Source organism: Mesorhizobium sp. WSM4847 (genome assembly GCF_055811335.1).
Genome location: NZ_JBVVPY010000008.1, coordinates 135728 through 160114 on the forward strand (window position 1 = coordinate 135728; position 24387 = coordinate 160114).

The window sequence follows — 24387 nt, forward strand, 5'->3', positions numbered from 1 at the left end:
CTTCCCTGTTCTATTGAAAACTTCCAAACATTTCGTGAAGCACAAAAAGCCTTGAGGAAAGCTTGAGTTATCGACGCATTAACCACAACCTATTCGAATGTTATCTATTCCGCGGCTTCGGCGGTTCCGTGTCGCGCCTCGAGCTTTTTCGCCGTTCGCGCCCAGAAACTCGACATGAAGGCGGGATCACGGATCGCTTCGAGGCGTTGCCATTCCGGAAAGGAGGCTGCGAAAACGTCGTCGCCCATGCGGGCGTCCTTGTAGGGATTGACCGCGCCACCGGCCTCGACCGTCATTTGGTCGAGCTCCTTCAGCAGCGCCAGCGTCGCCCGGCCACGGTTGGGGAAATCCAGCGTCAACGTGAAACCCGACCGCGGGAACGACAGCAGTGCCGGCGAGCGGACCCCGCCGAAGCGCTTCAGGACGGTGAGGAACGAGCCCTGCCCGGCCCGTTTTGCCGCCGCAAGCAACGCCGGCACAACTCGGCGCGCGACGTCTTGCGGCATCACGCTCTGGTGCTGGAAAAGCCCATTCGGTCCATAGAGCCGGTTCCAGTTGCCGACGCCGTCGAGCGGAAAGAAGAAACCCTGGTAGCCGACCTGGCGCGGCGCCGTCGACCGGCCTTTCTTCCACCGGTAGGCGGCATTGAAGGCAGTCAGGAACGGCCGGTTGAGCACGTTGAACGGCGGCTGGAACGGCACAGAAAGATTTCCACCGGCCCGCAAGGCCACATGGGAGCCATGCTCGGCGTGATTGCCGGTGAACAGCAGCCCGCGCCCGCGACTTTGGCCGCCGGCAAGTTGGTCGATCCAGGCGACGACGTATTCGTTGGCCTGATCGGCCGCTTCTGCAAGTTCGAAGAACTCGCCGAGACCACGGAACGGCGTCACCTTCTCGATGATGTCGAGCGATGACACCCGCATCAGCCGGATCGATGCGGACAGTATCAGCCCAGTCAGCCCCATGCCGCCGATCGTCGCCGCGAACTGGCGTTCATTCTCGGTGGCCGAGCAGTAATGGGCCTGTCCGTCCGATCTGAGCAGCGTCAAGGAGTCGACGTGGCAGCCGAAGGTGCCGCGCCGGTGATGGTTCTTGCCGTGAACGTCGTTGGCGATGGCGCCGCCGAGCGTGACGAACTGCGTGCCCGGAACGACGGCGGGAAAGAAGCCGTATGGCGCGGCATGGGCGATGATGTCGGACAGAAGCACGCCGGCCTCGGCCTCGATCACGCCGGTCTCGGCATTGAAGGCGCGGATCCTGTTCAGCGGCCGCATATCGATGATCGTGCCGGCCCCATTCTGGCAGGAATCGCCATAGGAGCGGCCGTTGCCGTAGGCGAGCAAAGCGTTTCTTGTCGCCTTGCCGCTCTTCAGCAACGCAACAGCGTCGTCCGCCGGGATCACATTGAGTGCCGGTGGCGTGGCAAGACCGAAGCTCTGGAACCGCTCCTGCCCCAAGCCTACCAGCCTCCGACGACCAGAGACACAGCGCCGATGAGCACGACGATCTGGCTGCGCCAGTCGCGGATGATGAAGACGACCGGATCGTCATGCATCTGGTCGCGGCGGGCGAGAATCCAGACGCGCATGGTCAGGTAAAGCACGATCGGCGCCAGCGGCCAGACCAGCCAAGGATGCGGATAAAGTTCGCGCACCGCAGCGCTGTCCATATAGAGCGCCAGCACCAGCGCCGAGGAAAAGGCCGACGCCATGCCCGCCTGGGCGACGATCTCCTGGTCTTCGGTGCGGTAGCCGCGGCCGGCAATGCGCTCGCCGGCCGGAATGGCGGTGGTGCGCAGCTCGACAAACCGCTTGACCAGCGCCAGCGACAGGAAAAAGAAGATCGAGAAGGCCAGCAGCCAGAAAGAGACGTCGACGCCGGTCGCCGCGGCGCCAGCCAGAACGCGGATCGTGTAGAGACCGGCCAATGTCAGCACGTCGATCAGAAGCATGCGCTTGAACGACAGCGAATAGCCGGTGGTGATGACCATGTAGCCACCGAGCACGCCGAGGAATTCGATCGGCAGCAGAAGCCCTGCAGCAACGCCTGTTGCGAGCAGCACCATCATTGAACCGAGGCCGAACGGGATCGACAGCGCGCCGCTGGCGAATGGCCGGTTGCGCTTGGTCGGGTGTTTGCGGTCGAGCGCGAGATCGAAGAAATCATTGAGGATGTAGATGGCGGAAGCGACTGCGCTGAACGAGACGAATGCCAGCAGGCATTCCCAGATCATGTCGGCGTTGAAGTATTCGTGCGACAGCACCATCGGCACTGCGATCAGCGAGTTTTTCAGCCACTGATGAACGCGCAGCATCGTGACGATGGTTCTGAATGTCGGTTTCGGCGCCGGCATGATTTCAGCACTGTGCACGGCCTGCCAGCGCGCGGCATGACGGTCGGGGGCGACGACGATTGCCGTGCGCGCGGCATCGAATACCTTAAGGTCGTGCCGACTGTTGCCGGCATAGTCGAAGCCGCCATCGCCATAGGCGGCGACAAGCGAGGCGCGCTTTCTGCCTGACGTCATGTTGTGGGGGCCGTCAGTCGCCAGGACGCGATCGAATATGCCGACATGTGCGGCGATCGCCTCGGCGAATTTACGCGGCGTCCCGGTCGCCAGCACGATCTTGCGGCCTTCGCCATGTTCGGTGCGAAGGCGCTGAAGCAGCGCCTCGCGGTAGGGCAGCGACGCAGGATCGATGTCGATGCGTTGAGCGATGGCCTGCTTCAACCGGGCCGGCCCGCCGGCGAGCCAGAACGGCACCAGGAAAACATAGAGCGGATTCTTCTTGAGAAGGATGAACAGACCTTCCCACAACAGGTCCGTCGCGATCAGCGTGCCGTCGAGATCGACAGCAAGCGGGATTGCGTTCCTGTCCGACCGCACATCCATTCTTCGTTGCCCTGCCTAAAAGCGCATGATCCCGAAAGCCGACCTTTCGGAAAGGATCAGGCGCCGATCCAAAACCCCATGCTTCGGCGTCTTCGGCCCGATATAGCGGGCAACAGCGCAGCGATCGTTAAAGCGTCCGGCCCGGCCTGGCTTGCGTGACGGTATTTTCCCTTTCATCGTTAAGTTTCGATAACTCGAAACGATCAAAGGCCGGGCATTTGCCCGGCCTTCTAAAAACTAGTCAACGTTTTTTGACGCGGTTACTTGATGCGGGCGACGCCGCCAGAGATTTCGATTGTTTCCGAACCGGTCAGCGCTTCGAGGTCGCCATTCGGCATGGTAACGAAACAGCCGGTCGGGCAGAATTCAGCGGTTTCGCCGGCGGCCAGCGCCAGCTCCGTCTTGCCACCGCCTTCGGTGACGACGAGTGTGCGGGTCTCGGCGTCCTTGTTGGTGGCGCTGGCGGCAAAGGCTGAACCGCCCACGGCAAGAAAAGCGATGGCGGCGACGAGCGACTTCCACATTTGCAGTATCGGTGTTGCCACCGCCTCTGTTGCATTTCGCAAGGCCTTCCCGCCCTTTGCACGTGAGCTTATATGAGATGCAAGCTGAACGGCAACTGAATGCCGCATTCATGCCGCAATTGCTTTGGCTGCGTCGGAAGCGCAGGTATCAGCCGTTCGCAGGCCGGCTGAATATCAATAAACCCTAATCGGGATCCGGCTTGCGGGTCTTGCGCCCGGATCTGGCCAGGCGTTTCGTCTCGGCCACGGCTTCCGCCTTTGCTTGCTCCTGTTCGGCAAAATCGACTTCGATCTTGTCGTCATCGATCGGCCACGCCTCATGCTTCTTGGTCTCGACGACGGCGCGCGGCGCCGACGGAATTTCGATATGCTGATCGGCGAACTCGTCGAGGACGGCAAACCGAATGTCGTTCTGCACGATGTTGCCGTTCATCACGTCGGCCAGGAACACACGGATTTCGAATTCGAGAGCGGCCGCCCCGAAATTGGTGAACAGCACGAAGGGTTCCGGATTTTTCAGCACCAGCGGATGGCCGCGCGCAATCTCCAACAGCACAGCATGGGCCTGCTTGACGTCGCTGCCGTAGGCGACGCCGACCTTGATGTCGATGCGACCGAGCTTGTTGCGGTGCGTCCAGTTGCCGACCGCATTGTTGATCAGGTTTGAATTGGGCAGGATCACCGACTGCCGCTGGAACGTTTCGATCTCGGTAGCGCGCACGCTGATCTTCTTGACCGTGCCGCTGATCTCACCGGCGACGATCCAGTCGCCGACCTTGAACGGCCGCTCGGCCAAGAGGATCAGGCCGGAGACGAAGTTGGAGACGACATTCTGCAGGCCAAAGCCGATACCGAGCGACAGGGCGCCGGCGACAAGCGCCAGGTTGGAGAGATCGATGCCCGCCGCCGAGACGCCGACGAGGGCTGCGAGCGCGACGCCGGCATAGCCGACCGCCAGCCGGATCGAGTTGCGCACGCCGGTATCGACCTTGCCGCGCGCCATCACCGAGCCGTCGAGCCAGCCCTGGAACCAGCGCGTCAGGAAATAGCCGATGATGAAGACGACGATGCCGGTGAGGATGCCGGTCACCGAGATCGTCACGGAGCCGACGGTGAGGCCCGTCGCCAGCTTGTAGGCCCAGGCCTCGATGTCGCCGGGCTGGAAGCCCCACATCAACAGGATCAGCGGCAGGAACACCAGCACGATCATCAGGTTGATGGCGACGCTGACGACCAGGCCGAGCTGGTCGAGCGCGGACTCCTCATAACTGGAATTGGTCGATAGCCAGCGCCCGATCGACGTGTTGGCAAAGCCACCTTCCTCGCTGATCGCCCGCGCTGACAGGAAGCCGATATAGGCGGTCACCAGAATGGTACCGGTGACCACGACCTGCAGCGAGACGAAGATGGCAAGGCCGATATAGCCGAGCAGCGCCGTGGCAATGGTGAAAAGGCCTAGCGCGACAGCGGTGTAGCGCAGCCAAGCCGGCCAGGGGCGCCAGCTTCCGTCGGTGGCCTTGAACGGCTTCAGCAGCGCCATCAGGATCAGGATGATGCCGACGATGACGGTGGCGACAAAACTTCTGGCGATGGTCAGAGACAGCGGCGAGCCCATCGTGTCGTTGACCACCGACAGGAAATAGTTGACGCCGATCACCACCGCCATGGCGGTCGTCAGCCGCACCAGCCAGCGTGCCGGGCCTGATTCAACGGGGATGAGCCGCCAGTTCGGCAGCCGCGGCTCCAGCGTCGCATTGGCCAGTCGGTTGACGCAGAACACCACCGCGATGACCCCGACCAGCGCCTTCAGGAAAACGCCAATGTCGCCGCGCAACACATTGTAATAGTTGAAAAAGAACACGGTCGAGACCAGGAAGACGCCGACCGCCAGCGTCGGCAGCAATGTCGACCAGAACGCCACCGACAACCGGCTGAGATAGGACGGATCTTCGACCGACGGGTCCGCTTCGAAGATACGCCCGAACAAACGCCGCCCACCGACAAAAAGCACCGCCGCCAGGGAAAGCGCCGTCAAGGTCGCGGCCAGCACGGCCTGGAACTTGAACTTGAAGACAAAGGCCAGCCACGACGACACTGCCTTGTTGAAGCCGGTAAATTCACCATTGGCATCGGAAATGACTTCAGGGCTCAACGCGTCGGACAGCACGTAGCGCTTGGTGAGCAGATTGCGAAACAGCTCGCTGCGCATATTGGCGATCTTGGCGATGAGGCCGCTGATTCGGATCGACAGGTTTTGCGCCGCGGCGATGACAGCATTGATCTCGGCCTTTTCGGACGCCAGCGCCTGGCGTTCGCTGGTCACGATGTCGGGTTCGGGTGGCTGGCCCGCGGCCGGCGGCGCCGCGAGCTGATCGAGCCTTGCGTTGATCTCCGAAAGGCGCGGGCGGAAGACAAGCGCGCTGTCCAGCGCACCTCGCGACATTTCCTCGAGCTGCAGGCGGATGTCGACAAGGCTGGCGTCGTCGTCACCGTCCTCCTGGATTTTCTTTTCGAGATTGTCGGTCCTCGTCGTCAGGTCCTGCAGGATTTTCTGCTGGTCGGCGACCACTCCAGAGGCAGCCTGCTCAAGCCCCTGCGCCGCCGCATCAAGCGACAGCGGCGCCGAGGCGACGGTCGCCAGGACCAGTACGAAGCGGAGCAGTCGGAAAAGCATGATCGTTTGGCGACTCACAGGCGGTAAGGCGTTCTAAAGCTTGCCCTTGATAAAGACGCTGATACCGGGGAGCAAGCCGTCCCGCCCTGCCGCCCTTCGGAGTCGGCCAGTCGAAAAGCGATGGCGCAATATTGGCTTTGCGGCAGCGGCCTGCTCTATAATGTGCCGCATCGCCCAAAACGGCTGACGAAAAGCCAGAACGGACAACAAAAAGAATGGCGGAATATTCGGCCTTCTCGCTTCTCAAAAATGCGCTGACCGGCAACAAGGACTGGAAACCGGCCTGGCGCAAGCCGGACCCGAAGGCGTCCTACGACGTGATCGTCATCGGCGGTGGCGGCCATGGCCTGTCGACCGCCTATTATCTCGCCAAGGAGCACGGCATCACCAACGTCGCAGTGCTGGAAAAGGGCTGGCTCGGCTCCGGCAATGTCGGCCGCAACACGACAGCCGTCCGCTCCAACTACCTGCTGCCTGCCAACACGCGCTTCTACGAACATTCGATGAAGCTGTGGGAGAACCTGTCGCACGACCTCAACTACAACGTCATGTTCTCGCAGCGCGGCTGCCTCAACCTCGCGCACACGCCCGCCCAGCTCGACGATTTTGCCCGCCGCGGCAACGCCATGCGCCATCTCGGCGTCGACGCCGAACTGATGACCACGGCCGAGATCGCGCGCCTGGTGCCGGCGCTGGACGTCTCCGCCACGGCGCGCTTCCCAATCGTCGGCGGGCTGATGCAGCGGCGCGCCGGCACCGCCCGCCACGATGCCGTCGCCTGGGGCTATGCGCGCGGCGCCGACCGCCGCGGTGTCGATATCATCGAGAATTGCGAGGTCACCGGCTTCCTGCGCGACGGCGACCGCATATCAGGCGTCTCGACGTCGCGCGGAGATATCCGCGCCAGGAAGGTGGCGGTCGCGGTGGCCGGCAGCACCGGGCAAGTCATGCGGCTCGCCGGCATCGATACGATGCCGATCGAGAGCCACGTGCTGCAGGCTTTTGTGACGGAATCGCTGAAGCCGTTCATCAACACAGTCCTGACTTTCGGCATGGGCCATTTCTACATGTCGCAGTCGGACAAGGGCGGCCTTGTCTATGGCGGCGATCTCGACGGCTACAACAGCTACGCCCAGCGCGGCAGTTTGCCTGTTGTCGATGAGGTGATGAGCGAGATGCTGGCGCTGTTTCCGGGTCTCGCCCGAGTTCGCATGCTGCGCTCCTGGGGCGGCGTCTGCGACATGTCGATGGACGGTTCTCCCATCATCACCACCGGCCCGCTGCCGGGCATGTATCTCAACTGCGGCTGGTGCTACGGCGGATTCAAGGCGACGCCGGCCTCCGGCTGGTGCTTTGCGTGGACCATAGCCAAGGATGAACCGCACGACATCAACGCGCCCTTCACCCTGGATCGCTTCCATCGCGGCCTGGTGATCGACGACAAGGGCCAGGGCGCGACGCCGCGGCTGCATTAGACCATGATCCCGAACCGCAGGTCGGCGTAACCAAGAGTGGAAACCGGTTTTCGGCCAAGATCATGGTCAAACGAGAAGATACAATCGCATGCTGATTACCTGCCCCTATTGCGGCCCGCGCGACGTCATCGAGTTCACCTATCAGGATGACGGCAACCGCGAGCGCCCTCAGCCTGCCTCGCAGGACCTCGATACCTGGAATGCCTATGTCTATGACCGATTGAACCCGGCGGGTGACCACAACGAGATCTGGCAGCATTCCGGCGGCTGCCGCGCCCATCTCAGGGTCGTGCGCAACACGCTGACACACGAGATCTCCAGCGTCGCGTTCACGCGCGGCGACCACAAAGTGGCTGCCCGGCACAAGGCGGAGGCCAAGTCATGAGCCCGCGCCGCACCGATGCCGGTGGCCGGATCGACCGGCTGCGAACCATCCGGTTCACCTTCGACGGCGCGCCTTACACCGGCCATGCCGGCGACACCCTTGCCTCAGCGCTGCTGGCCAATGGCGTCACCCTGTTCGGACGCTCGTTCAAATATCACCGTCCTCGCGGGGTGCTGACGGCAGGCGTCGAGGAACCGAATGCCCTGGTGACGGTGTTGCGGGGCGAGGTTCGCGAGCCCAACATCGCCGCGACCATGGCCGAGATCTATGATGGGCTGACCGCCGTCAGCCAGAACCGCTTTCCATCGCTGGCCTGGGATGTCAGCGCCGCCAACCAGCTCGGCGGCAAGCTTCTGTCCGCCGGCTTCTATTACAAGACCTTCATGGGGCCGGCGATCGGCCCGCTGAAGAGCACGCGTTTCTGGATGTTCTGCGAGCATTTCATCCGCCGCGCCGCCGGTCTCGGCCGCGCCGGGACGGCTGCCGACGCGGCGCGTTACGAGCGCATGAACGCCTTCTGCGATGTGCTGGTGGTCGGTTCCGGTCCGGCCGGACTGATGGCCGCCAGGGCAGCCGCCGATCAGGGCGCGCGTGTCATCCTCAGCGAGCTCGAACCGCATTTCGGCGGCTCGGCCAACTGGTCGGGCGAGACGATCGACGGGATGCCCGGGGCCGACTGGGCAGCGCGAGCCGCCGGCCAGCTCGAAGGCTATGACAATGTCCGCCTGCTGCCACGCACCACGGTCTGGGGCTATTACGACGGCAACACGCTCGCCGCGCTTGAACGGGTTGCCGACCACAAGGAGAGGCCCGGCAAGGGCGAACCACGCCATCGCTACTGGATCATTCGCGCCAAGTCGGTGGTGCTGGCCACCGGCTCCTTCGAGCGGCCGCTGGTGTTTCCGGGCAACGATCGGCCGGGAGTGATGCTGGCGCATGCCGCCGAACGCTACGCCAACGAGTACGGCGTGTTGGCGGGCAACAGGATCGCACTGTTCACCAACAATGACAGCGCCTATCGCTCCGCCCTGACGCTGAAGAAGGCCGGTGCGGCGATTGTCGCCATCGTCGACGTGCGGTCGGAGCTTTCGAGCAGGATGCGCGAACTCGCCGATGAAGCGGAAGCCAAGATCCTTTTCGGTCACGCCGTGGTCGCCACCGAAGGCGGCAAGGCGCTGTCCGGCGTCAAGGTGCAGCGCTTCGACATGGTCAACGGCGCGCTTGCCGGCGAGGCGCGCAGCATTCAAGCCGACTGCCTGCTGATGTCGGGAGGCTGGTCGCCGACCATCCATCTGGCCAGCCAGGCCGGCGCCAAGGCGGAATGGAATGCCGCCAGACAAGCCTTCCTGCCACCGAAGCCAACCCAGCAATGGCCAACACAGCGATGGCCAACACAGCAATGGATTGGCGCCGGCGCTTTCACCGGCAGCTTTTCCACCGCCGAGGCAATCGCCGAAGGCCGCGCCGCCGGGCTTTCGGCGGCAGGTGGAACAGGTGCGCCAACGGCCCTGCCGGTCGTCGAAGCCGCACCCGGCGGTCCCGACCCGGCCCCGGTGTTCGAGATCAGGGCCGATGGAAAAAGCTTCGTCGATTTCCAGCACGACGTGACGGCGGAGGATGTACGGCTGGCGCATCGCGAAGGCTTTGTCTCGGTCGAGCATTTGAAGCGCTACACCACGCTCGGCATGGCGACCGACCAGGGCAAGAGCTCCAACATACCCGGCCTCGCCATCATGGCCGAGGCGCTGGGCAAGCCGATTCCCGAAGTCGGCACGACACGCTTTCGCCCACCTTTTTCGGCCGTGTCGATCGGCTCACTGGCCGCGGAGCGTTTCGGCGACTTGAGGCCCGAACGACTGACGCCGATGCATGACTGGCACGTCGCCAACGGCGCGACCATGTATTCAGCCGGCCTCTGGTATCGCCCGATGATTTATGGCCATCCCGGCGAGACGATCGAGCAGGCCTATGTGCGCGAAGCCAGGGCGACGCGGGAGAGCGCCGGCATCGTCGATGTCTCGACGCTGGGCAAGATCGCCGTGCAGGGCCCGGACGCGGCGGAATTCCTCGACCGGGTTTACACCAACATGTTCTCGACATTGGCCGTCGGCAAGGCCCGCTACGGGCTGATGCTGCGCGAGGACGGCCTCGCCTTCGACGACGGCACGACGTGGCGGCTCGGCGAACAGGACTTCCTGATGACCACCACCACCGCCAATGCCGGCAAGGTGATGCAGCATCTGGAGTATTTCCTCGACGTCATCTGGCCGGCGTTGAAGGTCCATGTCACCTCGGTGACCGACGAATGGGCGGGTGCGGCGATCGGCGGGCCTAGGGCGAGAGAGATCCTTGCTGCTTGCGTCACCGGCACCGCCGTCGACAACGCAACCCTGCCTTTCATGGGCATCGTGCACGGCAAGACATCAGGCGTGCCGGTGATGATCTGCCGGCTTTCCTTCTCCGGCGAAATGGCCTTCGAAGTCTACTCCGGCGCCGGCTACGGCGCACTTGTCTGGGAAGCCTTGATCGAAGCCGGCAAGCCGTTCGGACTGGTGACCTACGGGCTTGAGGCGCTTGGCACGTTGCGCATCGAGAAAGGCCACGTCACCGGCGCCGAGATCGACGGCCGCACCACCGCACGCGACCTGCATCTCGACTGGATGCTGTCCAGGAAGAAGCCCTTCATCGGCTCGGCGATGATGGATCGCGAGGGCCTGATCGCGCCTGGCCGCCTGGAACTCGTCGGCCTGATTTCGCTGGACAACCAGCCGCTCAACGGCGGCGCGCACATCGTCGAAGCGCTTGACGAAGCCAATCCGCACGATTCCATCGGCCACATCACCGCTTGCTGTTATTCGCCGGCGCTCGGCAAGTACATCGCGCTCGCTCTGGTCAAGGACGGCAAGGCACGGCGCGGCACGCGCGCCCATATCTCCGATCCTCTGCGCAACCGGTTCGGCCCGGTCGAGATCGTCTCCAACCACTTCTTTGATCCGGACGGGAGCCGCATGCATGGTTGAGCGCCAATCCCCGCTTGAGCTGGAGCTGCGCACCGGCTCGCATGGCGATTTCGAACACGGCATCGAGGTCATCCTCTCCGAAACCAGGCCGGGATCGATCCTGCAGCTCGCTGCCTGGCCGGGCCAGGAGAAGGCGTTGATAGCAGGCATTCGCACCGTTACCGGCCTTGCGCTGCCCGATGGCGCCGGCGCCGGCAGCACCGACGGCGTGAGGTCGGTGTTCGGTTTTGCGCCGGGAAAATTCACCGTGGTCGACGAGGCCGAGGGCCTGGCATCGGCCTTTGCCAATGTCGTCACCCCTGATATCGGCACGGTGACTGACCTGTCGCATGGCCGCACCGCGATCCGCATCGCCGGACCGAGGGCCGAATGGGTGCTGGCAAAGTTCTTCGCCATCGACTTCGCGCTGCCGGCCTTCCCGGTCGGTGCCGGCCGCTCGACCATGCATCATGACGTCTTCGCCCAGATCCAGCGCACCGGCGCCGACCAGTTCGACATCTATGTGTTCCGCTCGTTTGCGCGCTCGTTCTGGAAGGCGCTCTGTCACGCCAGCGAGGAAGTCGGCTACGAAGTGCAGTAGACCGACGCCGCGCGTCGTCACCTCACGTGGCGAACGTCACCCACTCTTCCAGCGGCGCGCGGTCGGTGCGGAACGCGTTTTCGGGCTTGGATGTGTCCTCACGGCCAAGCGCCATGCCACAGACGACGATCTCCTCGTCGGGAATGTTGAGCACCGGCCTGATCTGCTTGTGATAGGGTGCAAAGGCCGCCTGCGGGCAGGTGTGCAGACCCCTGCCCCGCGCCGCCACCATGATGTTCTGCAGGAACATGCCGTAATCGATCCACGAGCCCTTGTTCAGCCGCCGGTCAACGGTGAAGATCATGCCGACCGGTGCGTCGAAGAAGACGAAGTTGCGGTCGTGCTGCGCGCGCATCCTGTCGACCTCACGCCGGCCGATGCCGAGCACGCTGTAGAGGCCGAAACCGTTGGCTCGCCGCCGGGTCAGATAGGGCTCGAAGAACTGGTCGGGATAGTAGCGATACTCGTCCCACTCGGCCTTTTCGGCACGGATGCCGGAGTTGAGGATGGCGTCGGTGATCCGCTGCTTGACCTCGCCCCTGGTCACGTAGACCCGCCAGGGCTGCATGTTGGTGCCCGAAGGCGCCCGCGCGGCAACGGCGAGTATGGCGCGGATCGTCTCGTCGTCGACCATGTCGGGCAGGAACGCCCGCACCGAACGGCGCGACGTGATCGCCTCGTCGACGATCGCCGCGCCATCCGTAATCTTAGTCCTGTTTTCCAGCATGGGCGTCCCTTTGCGCGTGCCACGGAAACCGGAATCGATTCCGGAAAGGATACATGCGCCGTCTAGAAATGAGAGAGCACCATTGCGGTCCAATTTGACGCATGGCGCTCTAACGCAAGCCTCGACCGGACGCCCTCACTGGCCGTTCGAGGCCAAGCCTTTGCCTGAACCGTCAAAACGGCGCAAGCAAATCTTTGGCCCTCATGAAAATTCTCTTGATTTTTTCACGAACCTGACCCCTGATGAAATTTGCCCTCAATTTTTCACCAATTTCACCAGACAGATTTTTACCGAGAAAAAAGCTTTGACCTCAACCGCCGTCAGATCGGAGCAGGAAAACCGCGAACGGCTGCTGGCCGGCGATATCAGGGCGCTGCGCAGGGCGCGCGGGCTGACGCTTGCCGAGACCGGCCTGAAGCTCGGCCGCTCGGTCGGCTGGGTCAGTCAGGTCGAGCGCGGCCTGTCGATACCGTCGCTTAGCGATCTCAGAGGCTTCGCGGAATTGTTCGGCGTGCCGGTCAGCCTGTTCTTCAGCCACGACGTGCCCGTCGAGAACGAGCGCGGCGTGGTCGTCCGCGCCGGCAGCCGCCGCACGCTTGGCACAAGCGATTCCGGCCTGGTGGAGGAGCTTCTTTCGCCCGATCTCGGCGGTAGCTTCGAGATGCTGCGTTCGGTCTTCGCGCCGGGTGCTGAACTGAAGACCGAAGCCCGCCGGCCGACGGAGGAAGCCGGATATGTCGCTTCCGGCAGCTTCGACATCGAGATATCAGGCGTCTGGCACCGGCTTGGCGAAGGCGACTCCTTTCGCTTCGACGGCAAGCCGTTCCGCTGGCGCAATCCCGGTGCGGAGCCGGCGGTGGTCATCTGGGTGGTTTCGCCACCTGTCTACTAGAGGTCTGGAGAAGAATATGGCCGGTTTGCCGACCACGGCACGTGTGGTGATCATCGGAGGCGGTGTCGTGGGTGCGTCGGCGCTCTACCATCTCGCAAAGGCGGGCTGGACCGACTGCGTGCTCCTCGAAAAGAACGAGCTCACCTCCGGCTCGACCTGGCATGCGGCCGGCAACGTGCCGACCTTCTCCTCGTCATGGTCGCTGATGAACATGCAGCGCTATTCGACCGAGCTCTATCGCGGGCTGGCCGACGCGGTCGGCTATCCCATGAACTACCATGTCACCGGCTCGCTCAGGCTGGCCCATACAGCCCAGCGCATGCAGGAGTTTCAGCGCGCCAAGGGCATGGGCCGCTACCAGGGCATGGACATCGATGTGGTCGGGCTCGACGAGATCAAGCGCCGCTACCCGTTCATCGAAACGCATGAATTGAAGGGCGCGCTCTACGATCCGAGCGACGGCGACATCGACCCGGCGCAGTTGACCCAGGCGCTGGCCAAGGGCGCCCGCGACCTGGGTGCGAAGATCATTCGCTTCTGTCCGGTCACCGGCGTGCGCCGCGACAAGGACGAGTGGGTGGTCGAGACCGCTCAGGGCGAGATCCGCTGCGAGATCGTCGTCAACGCCGCCGGCTACCGTGCGGCCGAAGTCGGCAGGATGTTCGGCCGCGACGTGCCGATGATGGTGATGAGCCATCAATATATCCTGTTCGAGGAAATCCCCGAACTGGCCGCGTGGTCGAAGGAGCAGGGCAAGAAACTGCCGCTGCTGCGCGACGTCGACACCTCCTATTATCTGCGCCAGGAAAAGAACGGCATGAATCTCGGCCCCTATGAGCGCAATTGCCGTGCCCATTGGGTCGGCCACAACGATCCGATGCCAGACGATTTTTCGTTCCAGCTGTTCCCCGACGATCTCGACCGGCTCGAGGACTATCTGGCCGATGCCGTCGCCCGGGTGCCGATTCTCGGCACTGCCGGCCTGTCCAAGGTCATCAACGGTCCGATCCCCTACGCGCCGGACGGCAACCCGCTGATCGGCCCGATGCCCGGCGTGCCGAACGCCTTCGAGGCCTGCGTCTTCACCTTCGGCATCGCCCAGGGCGGCGGCGCCGGCAAGGTGCTGGCCGAATGGGTGACTGAAGGCCAAACCGAATGGGACATGTGGTCCTGCGATCCACGCCGCTTCACCAGCTTTGCCTCGGCCCCGGATTACTGCGTCGCCAAGGGCATGGAAATCTACGGCAACGAATACGCCATCCAGTTCCCGCGCCATGCCTGGCCGGCAGGCCGCGACCGCAAACTGTCGCCGATCCATGATCGCATCAAGGCGCTCGGCGCTTGCTTCGACGCCTATAATGGCTGGGAGCGCGCCACCTGGTACGCGCAGGCCGGCGACGACGTCTCGGAAACCGCGACGCTGACCTTCCGCCGCGACGGGCCGTGGCAGCATCGCGTGCGCGAAGAATGCCTTGCCGTGCGCGATGCCGCCGGCATTTTGGACCTGCAAGGGTTCTCCCGCTTCAATCTCGACGGTCCGGGCGCGGCCGACTGGTTGAGCCAACAGATCACCGGCCTGGTGCCGAAACCCGGCCGCATCGGCCTCGTCTATTTTGCCGACGACAAGGGCCGCATCGTCACCGAAATGTCTGCCGTTCGCCACGACGAGAATTTGATGACGCTGATCACCGCCGCGGTGGCGCAATGGCACGATTTTGAATGGCTGAAATGGCGCATGCCGAAGGACGCCTCGTTCAGGCTGGTCGACCGGACCGAGGAATACGCCACGCAGATCCTCGCCGGGCCCAATTCGCGAAAAATCCTCGCCGATGTCTGCGCCGCCGACCTTGCTCTGCCCTGGCTGACCCACCAGGAGACGACAATTGCCGGCCGTTGGGCAAGGCTGTTGCGTGTGTCCTTCGCCGGCGAACTCGGCTGGGAAATCCACACCAGGATCGACGATACCTCCACCGTGTTCGACGCCGTCTGGGCGGCAGGGCAGAAGCATGGGCTGAAGCCGTTCGGCATGTACGCACTGGATTCATTGCGGCTTGAAAAATCCTATCGCGCCTGGAAAGGCGACCTGTCGACCGACTATTCGATCCTGCAGGGTGGGCTGGAGCGTTTCGTGAAATGGGACAAGCCGGATTTCCGTGGCAAGGCGGCGCTGCAAAACGAGAAGCAGCAGGGCGTGAAGAAGCGCTTTGTCACGCTGGTCGTCGAAAACCCCGGCGACTGCGACGCGCCAACCATGTCGACGCTGTGGCATGACGGCCGGATCGTCGGCGAGACGACGTCCGGCGGCTGGGGTCATCGGATCGACAAGTCGATCGCGCTCGGCGTGCTGCGCGCCGACCTGACTGAGCCGGGAACTGCGGTCGAGGTCGAGATCTTCGGCGAGCGCTTCAAGGCGGTCGTGCAGAAGGACGAACCGCTGTGGGATCCAAACAACGAGAGGTTGCGCGCATGAATTCAGTCATTCTCACCGACGGCGGCATGGGCCAGGAACTGGTCCGCCGCAGCAGCTCCGATCCCACCCCGCTATGGTCGGCCAGGGTGCTGATCGACGAACCGGACCTGGTGCGCGACCTGCATGCGGAGTTCATTCGGGCCGGCGCCCGCGTCATCACCATCAACACCTATTCCGCAACCCCCGAGCGGCTGGCGCGCGAGGGCGCGGAAGAGCTGTTCAAGCCGCTGCAGCAGCGCGGCATAGAACTGGCAAGGCAAGCGCGCGACCAGGCCGGCGACGCGGCAATCGCCGGCTGCCTGTCGCCGCTGTTCGGCAGCTACGCACCGGCCCTGACGATATCCTTCGAGGATACGCTCGACATCTACCGCCGCATCGTTGCCGAGCAGGCCGACGGTGTCGATCTGTTCCTGTGCGAGACCATGGCGTCGGCCGAGGAGGCGCGCGCGGCTGTCACCGCCGCGTCGGAAAGCGGCAAGCCGGTGTGGGTGTCGTGGACGCTCGCCGATCACGGCGCGCCGCGGCTGCGCAGCGGCGAAACCATAGCGGCGGCAGCAAGAGCTCTCGACGGCCTGCCGGTCGCAGCCAGGCTGATCAATTGCTGCCGGCCCGAAGCCATTGCTGCAGCGCTGCCCGAACTGATCGCTCTCGGCGGGCCGGTTGGCGCCTATGCCAACGGCTTCACCTCGGTCGAGGCGCTCAAGCATGGCGGAACGGTGGAAGTGCTGCACGCCCGCCACGACCTCGATCCGGATGCCTATGCCGACCAGGCGGTCGGCTGGGTCGAGGCCGGCGCCGACATCGTCGGCGGCTGCTGCGAAGTCGGGCCGCCTCATATCGCGGCCCTGCGCGACCGGCTCGAACACGCCGGCTACGAAATTTCGGGAGTAGCATAATGCCCAGACCGTCATCGCGCATTTCCGGCATCGTGCCTTCCGGCAAGGACGGCTGGGAGGTCCATTTCGCCGCCTGGACGCGCAAGCAGGCCGGCGAGGACATCATCATGCTGTCGGTCGGCGACCATGATTTCGACACGCCGACGCAGACGATCGAAGCCTGCGTGACCGCGGTTCGCGCCAGCAATCACCACTATACCCCGCTTGCCGGCATTCCGCGCCTGCGCCAGGCCATGGCGGCGGCCTCGACCGCCTGCACCGGCGTTACGACCAACCCCGACCAGGTCATCGCCACACCGGGCGGGCAGGCGGCACTTTACGCGGCGGTGCAGGCCGTTCTCGACCAGGGCGACCATGCCATTGTGGTGGCGCCCTATTACGCGACCTACCCCAACACCTTCAGTGCGGCGGGCGCCGATTTCACCGTGGTCGAGACACCCGCCGAGGATGGTTTCCAGCCGCGCGCCGCCGACATTCGCGCAGGACTTCGGCCGAACACCCGCGCCATCCTGATCAACACGCCGAACAACCCGACGGGTGCCGTCTATTCGCGCCAGCGGCTGGAAGAGCTGGCGCAGATCTGCCGGGAGCATGACCTCTGGCTGCTGTCGGACGAGGTCTATTGGACGCTGGGCGGCGGCGAGCACGTCTCGCCGCGTTCACTGCCAGGCATGGCGGAACGCACGCTGGTCATCAATTCCATGTCGAAGAGCCACGGCATGACCGGCTGGCGGATGGGCTGGCTGAGCGGGCCCGAACAGATGATCTCGCTGCTGACCAACCTCAATCTGGTGACCACCTACGGCCTGCCGGCGTTCATCAGCCTCGCTTGCGCCGAGGCGCTGGAAAACGGCTACGGCGTCAAGGAGATCGCCGAACGCTATGCCGCACGGCGCAGCGTCGTCCTCGATGCCATGCGCGGCATGAACAACATCACCGTGCGCGGCTCCGAAGGCGGCATGTATGTCATGCTCGATATCTCGGCTCTCGAGCCGGACGACGAGAAATTCGCCTGGGCTCTGCTCGACAAGGAAAAGGTCGGCGTCATGCCCGGCTCGAGCTTCGGCGAGGCCGCCGCCGGCCATATTCGCGTCAGCCTCTGCCAGCCCGAGGCGGTGCTTCTGGAAGCAACCCTTCGCTTGCGCCGCTTCGCGTCCAGCTACCGCCGCGAGGCCGCATGACCGTCCCGTCTGCCAAAACCATTCCTCCCAAGGCGAGGGCCGTCATCATCGGCGGCGGTGTTTCAGGCTGCTCGGTCGCCTACCATCTGGCCAAGCTCGGCTGGACCGACATCGTGCTGCTCGAGCGCAAGCAGCTGACATCGGGCACGACATGGCACGCCGCCGGCCTGATCGGCCAGTTGCGCGGTTCGCAGAACATGACACGGCTGGCGAAATATTCGGCCGACCTCTACGTCAGGCTGGAAGCCGAGACCGATGTCGGCACCGGCATGCGCCAGGTCGGTTCGATCACCGTGGCGCTGACCGAGGAACGCAAGCACGAGATTTATAGGCAGGCGTCGCTCGCCCGCGCGTTCGATATCGACGTGCGCGAGATTTCGCCAAACGAAGTCAAGCAGATGTACCCGCATCTTAAGTTTCCGATGTGGTCGGCGCCGTGCATCTGCCGCTCGACGGCCAATGCGACCCGGCCAATATCGCCATGGCGCTGGCCAAGGGTGCGCGCCAGCGCGGTGCGACGATCGTCGAGAATGTGAAGGTCACCAAGGTTCACACCAGGAATGCTTGCGTCACCGGCGTTTCCTGGATGCAGGGCGACGAGCAAGGCACGATCGAGGCCGATGTCGTCGTCAATTGCGCCGGCATGTGGGCACGCGAGCTTGGCGCCCAGAACGGCGTCAGCATCCCGCTGCATGCCTGCGAGCATTTTTATCTCGTCACCGAACCGATCCCCGGCCTGACCCGGCTGCCCGTGCTGCGCGTGCCGGACGAGTGCGCCTACTACAAGGAAGATGCCGGCAAGATGATGCTCGGCGCCTTCGAGCCGGTGGCCAAGCCGTGGGGCATGGACGGCATAAGCGAAGATTTCTGCTTCGACCAGTTGCCCGAGGATTTCGAACATTTCGAGCCCATCCTCGAAATGGGCGTCAACCGCATGCCGATGCTGGCCAGCGCCGGCATCCACACTTTCTTCAACGGCCCCGAGAGTTTTACGCCTGATGATCGCTATTATCTCGGCGAGGCGCCGGAGCTTTCCGGCTACTGGATGGCGACCGGCTACAACTCCATCGGCATCGTCTCCTCAGGCGGCGCCGGCATGGCGCTGGCGCAATGGATCAATGATGGCGAAGCACCCTTCGATCTGTGGGAGGTCGACATCCGCCGCGCCCAGCCGTTCCAGAAGAACCGCCGCTATCTCAGAGAGCGCGTCTCCGAGACGCTCGGCCTGCTCTATGCCGACCATTTTCCCTACCGGCAGATGGCGACCTCTCGGAACGTCAGGCGCTCCCCGCTCCATGAACATCTGAAGGCACGCGGCGCGGTGTTCGGCGAGGTTGCCGGCTGGGAGCGGGCCAACTGGTTCGCGCGTGAGGACCAGGAGCGCGAGTACCGCTATTCCTGGAAACGGCAGAACTGGTTCGACAACCATCGCGACGAACATCTGGCGGTCCGAAACGGCGTCGGCCTGTTCGACATGACCTCGTTCGGCAAGATCCGTGTCGAGGGCCGCGATGCCTGCGCCTTCCTGCAGAGGCTTTGCGCCAACGACATCGACGTGGCGCCGGGCAAGATCGTCTACTCCCAGATGCTCAACAAGCGCGGCGGCATCGAGAGCGACCTTACCGTCTCGCGGCTATCGGAAACGGCTTACTTCCTCGTCGTGCCGGGCGCCACGCTACAGCGTGATCTCGCCTGGTTGAAAAAACATCTCGCCGATGAATTCGTCGTCATCACCGATGTCACCGCGGCCGAGGCCGTGCTCTGCCTGATGGGCCCGGATTCGAGGAAGCTGATTCAAAAGCTGAGCCCGAACGATTTCTCCAACGAAACCAATCCGTTCGGAACGTTTCAGGAGATAGAAATCGGCATGGGGCTGGCCCGCGCCCATCGGGTGACCTATGTCGGCGAACTCGGCTGGGAGCTTTACGTCTCGACCGACCAGGCCGCACACGTGTTCGAGGCGATCGAGGCGGCCGGCGCCGATGTCGGCCTGAAGCTTTGCGGCCTGCACACGCTGGATTCCTGCCGCATCGAAAAGGCCTTCCGGCATTTCGGCCACGACATCACCGACGAGGACAATGTGCTGGAGGCAGGCCTTGGATTCGCAGTGAAGACTGCCAAGGGCGATTTTCTTGGCCGCGATGCCGTGCTGAGAAAAAAAGAAACCGGATTGAACCGGCGGCTGGTGCAATTCCGCCTGAAAGACACGCAACCCTTGCTCTTCCACAACGAAGCGATCCTGCGCGACGGCAAGATTGTCGGCCCGGTCACCTCGGGCAATTACGGCCATCATCTCGGCGGCGCTATCGGCCTCGGCTACGTGCCTTGCCAGGGCGAGAGCGAGGCGGATGTGCTGTCGTCTTCCTACGAGATCGAGGTCGCCGGCGAGCGCTTCGCCGCGGAAGTGTCGCTGAAGCCGATGTATGATCCGAAGGCGGAACGGGTGCGGATCTAGGGCGCCCTTCCCTTCTCCCCTTGTGGGAGAAGGTGGCCGAGCGAAGCTCGGTCGGATGAGGGGTGTTCCAGCTTGGCACCCCCGCACTCCGTCGAGCACCCCTCATCCGTCTCGGCGCTGCGCGCCGATCCACCTTCTCCCACAGGGGGAGAAGGAGATCTCCGCCAGCTCAAAACCGCTCCAGTTTCGCCCGCACTTTCGCAAGGAAAGCAGCCCGGCTCCGGGGTGTCGACGCATCCATCAGGTAGTGCGCCAGAAAGAATGTCCTGCAGCGGGTGGCGCAGAGCGCCCGCATGCCGCGCAGGATTGTCTTGCGTCCCGGCTGGCCGACGACGACGCTCCACCAGGTCGGTGCGCCGCAGGTCGTGATCACCCCGATCTTCGTCACATGCCTCACCAGCGAATGGATCCGTCCCTTGCCGGCCGGCAGTCGGAAGGCGACGTCGGTCGCCCACACCCGGTCGAGCCAGCCCTTCAGCATTGCCGGCAACCCGTACCACCATGTCGGATAGATGAAGAGGATTGCCTGGGCCCAGTTGAGATTTTCGAAATGCGGCTTGAGCGCCGGATCCTGCGGGGCGTGCTCGTTATAGAAGCGTCGCTCGTCGCAGCCCATGACCGGATCGAAATTTTCCGCATAGAGGTCGAGCAGCCGCACCTCCCAGCCTCTCGCCTTCAGCACCTCGATGGCACTATCCCGGATCGCGGCGCAAAAGCTTTCCGGAACCGGATGGCAATAAACCACCAGGACCCGCATCAGAAGGCATCCATGCTGGCGGCGACCTTCGCCGTAAATCCCTTCCGCGTTTCATCGGTCGACAGGTTCATCGAATAATGCGCAAGATACGACACCGAGGCGCCTGGCTTGACCGTCGCGCGCAACACACGCTTGACCAGCTTACGCGGCGGGTCGCCCATCAGCATGGCGTGGAGCCGGCTGCCACCATAGGTGGTGACCGCCGCCAGCTTGCGGATGTTGTGCAGCGACGGCTGCACCTTGCCATTGGCCAGCTTGAAGGAGACGCCGGGCAGGAAGACGCGGTCGAAAAAGCCTTTCAGGATCGCCGGATAGCCGTAGTTCCACACCGGAAACGACAGCACCAGCGCCTCTGCCCGCAGCAGGCGCTCGACATAGGGCGCTGCCGGATCACCGGCGCCGCGCTCGTCGTGATAACCGAGCCGCTCGGCCCGTGTCAGCCGCGGGTCGAAATCCTCGGTATAGAGATCGCAGTCGTCGACGGCGTGACCAGCGGCCGTCAGCCGCTCGACGATCGTCCGGTGCAGACCGGCGTTGAAGCTGGTTTCGACCGGGTGGGCATAGAGCACGAGGATTTTCACCGAAGACCTCGCAGGTCAGCGCGACAGCGCCACACGCTCGTCATCATTCACCCCGCCTTCTGCAACCCCTTGAACAGGAACGACTTGCCCGAGCGATAGTCATAGTCCGGGTTTTCCCAGGCGATCATCTTGCCGGGGTTGAGCAGCCCTTGCGGATCGGTTTCGCGCTTGAAGGCGAGCTGCACCTCGTCCGTCTGCTTCATGCCGCCCTCTTCCAGCGTGTAGCGGTGCGGATTGAAGACCCAGCAGCCATTGTCCTCGTGGATGCGGATGATCTCATCGAGCCGCTCGGCCGTGGTGAAGCGGACCAACGGCAGTCCGGCGACGCCGATCGCGCCGTCGAAGCGAATGAATTCGAGATGAACCGGCACCTCGTCGCCGAAGCGGTCGATCATCGCCTTGACGTAAGCGAGGTGATCCGGCGAGGGATAGCGGGTCTGCAGATAGGTAATATCAGGGTCGACCCTGATGGCGCGCAGCGTCGTGTGGTTCCAGGTCAGCTCATAGGCCGGCGGCAAGCCCTTGAGATCGGCCTCCTTGTCGGCGCGGAAGACGATCTCGCCCTTGCTGCGCGCCGTGAGGGCGACAAAGGCGTCCATCGCCTGCGGTACGATCATGCAGACGACGATGCTTTGCTCGCGCCTGAAAAACCGCTGGTGCCGCTTGAAATAGTCGTAAGGGATCGGCGCGGCGATCGGCGTGATCAGCTTCGCCAGGATGCCGTCCTGGATGGCGAGATCGTTGCCGAAGCCGGCCGCATCCATGAAATCGTCGAAGCCGACGATGACGTCGATCCAGTCATAAGCTGCGGTCAGCGGCATCTCGACCTCGGTGATGATGCCGTTGGTGCCGTAGGCATGCATCACCTTCAGCACCTCCTCACCGGCAAGATCCATGATGCGAGGCTCCGCCTCCATGGTCACGGTCCTGAGCCGGATGACGTTGCCGAGGTCGCGCAGCCCGCCCCAGCGGATCGAGCCGATGCCGCCCGAGCCGCCGGCGACGAAGCCGCCGATCGAAGCGGTGTTATAGGTCGACGGCGACATCCGAAGCTCCTGGCCGGAATGGGCGCGCGTCGCCCTGTCGATGTCGGCGAGGACGGCACCGGGACCGGTCACGACGCGGCCGGGCGCGATCGCCTTGATTGCGTTCATCTCGGCGAGATTGAGCACGACGCCGCCGGACAAGGGCATCGCCTGACCGTAATTGCCGGTGCCACTGCCGCGCGGCGTCACCGGAATGCCATGCCGGTGGCACGCGGCAAGCACGCGGATCACCTCGACTTCGGTCTTTGGCGTCACGATCAGGTCGCCGGTGACATGGTCGAGCTGTTGCTTCAGCACCGGGCTGTACCAGTAGAAATCGCGGCTCTTCTGCTGGATGATCGCCGGATGGTCGTCGATCTTCAGACCGTCGAGGTCGCGCTTCAGTGCCGAAATGTCCATCATTTCTCCATCAGATCGTCGAGTTCAGCATAGTCGGGCAATTGGCGCTCGATGGCGCGACCATCCCGCACCACGATGCGATCCGATTCGGGTCGCGACAGCAGTTCCGTCCAGTTCCGCCCCCTGAAGACGACGAAGTCGGCACCACCGCCGGCGGCAAGGGTGCCGAAACCGTCGAGCCGCATCACCCTGGCCGGCGTCGAAGTCACCACTTGCGGCCAGTCGCCGACCGGGTGATCGAAATGCAGGATACGCGTCGCCATGCGATAGACCTCCAGCACGTCGAGATCGCCATAGGCGTAGAACGGATCGCGGGTGTTGTCGGAGGCGACGGCGACGGGAATGCCGCGCGCTTTCATCTCGTGCAGCAGCGTCACGCCGCGCCAGCGCGGCGTGGTGTTGTCGCCGCGCCGGTCCTGCAGATAGAGATTGCACATCGGCAGCGACACCACGGCGAGCCCCGCCTTCGCCATCTTGTCCAGCGTGTCGAGCACGTCGAGATCGGGCTGGCGTGCCAGCGAGCAGCAGTGGCCGACGAGGATGTTTCCCTCAAACCCGTTCCACAGCGCCGCCTCGGCGATCTTCTTCAGCGAGATCGCCGAGATGTCGTCGGTCTCGTCGGCATGGAAATCGAGGTCGAGGCCATGCTTGATCGCCTGCGCGAAAACCCGATCGAGAAGCTCTTCCAGGTCCGGCAGCATATAGGTGACGACGCCAAGCACGCCGTTGGCCGCAGCGACGCGTTTGGCCAGGCTCTCGAACCATTTCTTGTCGCGTACGCCTTCGATGCCGAGCAGGCAGGCGGCCTGCAGCTCGATGCGGCCACGCCATTTCTCCCGTACCGTCTCGAACACCGGCCAGGAGATCTCCTCCTGCGGTGCGACGCTGTCGAGATGGGTGCGCAAAGCCCTGGTGCCGTGCGCGTAGGCGCAGCGCAGCGAAAAATCCATGCGGCGAGCGACGTCCTCGGGGCTCCAGCGGGCAGCACGGTCGGCGCCGGTGGCGTTCAGCGCACCCATGAAGGTGCCGTCCGGATTGGGTTTTCGAGGCCAGATATGGCCTTTGTCGATATGGGTGTGGCAGTCGACGAAGCACGGCATGACGATACGGCCGCCGAGGTCGACGGCGCCTGCGGGTGTATTGGACCGGCGATTCGCGACGATGCTGGCAATCCTGCCGTCGGCGACGGCGATGTCGGCGAGTGCAAAGCCGTCGCTGTCATAGGCAGCGGCAAGGTCCGGCGTCAAAGATGAATGAAGCCGGACGTTGGAAAGTACGAATTGGCCGGTTTCGGGAATAATTTCTGAGGTCATCGCTGCCCCTCATCTGCCTGCCGGCATCTTCTCCCCGTGAACGGGGAGAAGGGGGCTGACGGCAGCCTTGACGCTCGTTCTGCGACGCTGGTGGTTGGCGAAACCGCCGATGAAAGCGC

At 63.8% G+C, this 24387-nt stretch carries 17 protein-coding genes and 1 pseudogene; 9 read left to right on the forward strand and 9 right to left on the reverse strand.

Translation table 11 applies throughout. The annotated features are described in order from the left end of the window. Window positions 1-104 precede the first annotated feature (104 nt). From AC0L28_RS13935 to AC0L28_RS13950, 4 genes are all read right to left on the reverse strand, one after another. Window positions 105-1457, reverse strand: coding sequence for an FAD-binding oxidoreductase (locus AC0L28_RS13935; RefSeq protein WP_473478074.1), 1353 nt, complete (start codon window positions 1455-1457; stop codon window positions 105-107). Window positions 1458-1459: 2 nt separating this feature from the next. Further along, window positions 1460-2893 carry a UbiA family prenyltransferase gene (locus AC0L28_RS13940; protein WP_473478076.1) on the reverse strand — a complete coding sequence of 478 codons (1434 nt, stop codon included), beginning with the start codon at window positions 2891-2893 and terminating at the stop codon, window positions 1460-1462. Window positions 2894-3153: 260 nt separating this feature from the next. Further along, window positions 3154-3417 carry a hypothetical protein gene (locus AC0L28_RS13945; protein ID WP_023798910.1) on the reverse strand — a complete coding sequence of 88 codons (264 nt, stop codon included), beginning with the start codon at window positions 3415-3417 and terminating at the stop codon, window positions 3154-3156. A gap of 184 nt (window positions 3418-3601) precedes the next feature. After that, window positions 3602-6091 carry a mechanosensitive ion channel family protein gene (locus AC0L28_RS13950; RefSeq protein WP_473478078.1) on the reverse strand — a complete coding sequence of 830 codons (2490 nt, stop codon included), beginning with the start codon at window positions 6089-6091 and terminating at the stop codon, window positions 3602-3604. Window positions 6092-6306: 215 nt separating this feature from the next. Between AC0L28_RS13950 and AC0L28_RS13955 the strand changes: the two genes are divergently transcribed. The 4 genes from AC0L28_RS13955 to AC0L28_RS13970 all read left to right on the forward strand — a co-directional run bounded on the left by AC0L28_RS13955 (window position 6307) and on the right by AC0L28_RS13970 (window position 11551). Further along, window positions 6307-7566 carry a sarcosine oxidase subunit beta gene (locus AC0L28_RS13955; RefSeq protein ID WP_287208755.1) on the forward strand — a complete coding sequence of 420 codons (1260 nt, stop codon included), beginning with the start codon at window positions 6307-6309 and terminating at the stop codon, window positions 7564-7566. A gap of 88 nt (window positions 7567-7654) precedes the next feature. Beyond that, window positions 7655-7951, forward strand: coding sequence for a sarcosine oxidase subunit delta (locus AC0L28_RS13960; RefSeq protein ID WP_473478080.1), 297 nt, complete (start codon window positions 7655-7657; stop codon window positions 7949-7951). Then, window positions 7948-10971 carry a sarcosine oxidase subunit alpha gene (locus tag AC0L28_RS13965; RefSeq protein ID WP_473478082.1) on the forward strand — a complete coding sequence of 1008 codons (3024 nt, stop codon included), beginning with the start codon at window positions 7948-7950 and terminating at the stop codon, window positions 10969-10971. Before AC0L28_RS13960 ends, AC0L28_RS13965 begins: the two co-directional genes overlap by 4 nt. Beyond that, entirely contained in the window at window positions 10964-11551 is a 588-nt protein-coding gene (locus AC0L28_RS13970) for a sarcosine oxidase subunit gamma (RefSeq protein ID WP_128246499.1), read from the forward strand. Before AC0L28_RS13965 ends, AC0L28_RS13970 begins: the two co-directional genes overlap by 8 nt. A gap of 22 nt (window positions 11552-11573) precedes the next feature. Here the strand turns inward: AC0L28_RS13970 and AC0L28_RS13975 are convergent, their stop codons facing one another. Next, window positions 11574-12278: a nitroreductase gene (locus AC0L28_RS13975; protein WP_091594418.1), complete on the reverse strand. Its 705-nt coding sequence runs from the start codon at window positions 12276-12278 to the stop codon at window positions 11574-11576. 304 nt (window positions 12279-12582) lie between these two features. Here AC0L28_RS13975 and AC0L28_RS13980 point away from each other — a divergent pair, with 304 nt between their 5' ends. The 5 genes and pseudogenes from AC0L28_RS13980 (at window position 12583) to AC0L28_RS14000 (ending at window position 20172) form a co-directional block, all read left to right on the forward strand. Beyond that, entirely contained in the window at window positions 12583-13170 is a 588-nt protein-coding gene (locus AC0L28_RS13980; protein ID WP_031254773.1) for a helix-turn-helix domain-containing protein, read from the forward strand. Window positions 13171-13186: 16 nt separating this feature from the next. Next, window positions 13187-15640 (forward strand): GcvT family protein, encoded by a 2454-nt coding sequence (locus AC0L28_RS13985; RefSeq protein ID WP_473478084.1) that lies wholly within the window; start codon window positions 13187-13189, stop codon window positions 15638-15640. Further along, the gene (locus tag AC0L28_RS13990) at window positions 15637-16536 is read left to right on the forward strand and encodes a homocysteine S-methyltransferase family protein (protein WP_023798901.1); all 900 of its coding nucleotides are present in this window, start codon (window positions 15637-15639) and stop codon (window positions 16534-16536) included. The genes AC0L28_RS13985 and AC0L28_RS13990 overlap by 4 nt, the downstream gene beginning before the upstream one ends. Further along, window positions 16536-17717: a pyridoxal phosphate-dependent aminotransferase gene (locus AC0L28_RS13995; RefSeq protein WP_023798900.1), complete on the forward strand. Its 1182-nt coding sequence runs from the start codon at window positions 16536-16538 to the stop codon at window positions 17715-17717. The genes AC0L28_RS13990 and AC0L28_RS13995 overlap by 1 nt, the downstream gene beginning before the upstream one ends. Then, window positions 17714-20172, forward strand: a pseudogene (locus AC0L28_RS14000) (GcvT family protein). Before AC0L28_RS13995 ends, AC0L28_RS14000 begins: the two are co-directional and overlap by 4 nt. 169 nt (window positions 20173-20341) lie before the next feature. On the opposite strand, the gene AC0L28_RS14005 reads toward AC0L28_RS14000, so the two are convergent. Genes AC0L28_RS14005 through AC0L28_RS14020 form a run of 4 tightly spaced genes read right to left on the reverse strand, consistent with a single transcriptional unit; the run spans window position 20342 to window position 24268 of the window. Next, window positions 20342-20929 (reverse strand): NAD(P)H-dependent oxidoreductase, encoded by a 588-nt coding sequence (locus AC0L28_RS14005; RefSeq protein WP_023798898.1) that lies wholly within the window; start codon window positions 20927-20929, stop codon window positions 20342-20344. Continuing rightward, a complete protein-coding gene (locus AC0L28_RS14010; protein WP_128173865.1) occupies window positions 20929-21510 on the reverse strand; it encodes an NAD(P)H-dependent oxidoreductase in 582 nt (193 codons plus the stop codon). Before AC0L28_RS14010 ends, AC0L28_RS14005 begins: the two co-directional genes overlap by 1 nt. A gap of 47 nt (window positions 21511-21557) precedes the next feature. Further along, window positions 21558-22958 carry an FAD-binding oxidoreductase gene (locus AC0L28_RS14015; RefSeq protein WP_473478088.1) on the reverse strand — a complete coding sequence of 467 codons (1401 nt, stop codon included), beginning with the start codon at window positions 22956-22958 and terminating at the stop codon, window positions 21558-21560. After that, window positions 22955-24268, reverse strand: coding sequence for a cytosine deaminase (locus tag AC0L28_RS14020; RefSeq protein ID WP_419693687.1), 1314 nt, complete (start codon window positions 24266-24268; stop codon window positions 22955-22957). The genes AC0L28_RS14015 and AC0L28_RS14020 overlap by 4 nt, the downstream gene beginning before the upstream one ends. Window positions 24269-24387 lie beyond the last annotated feature (119 nt).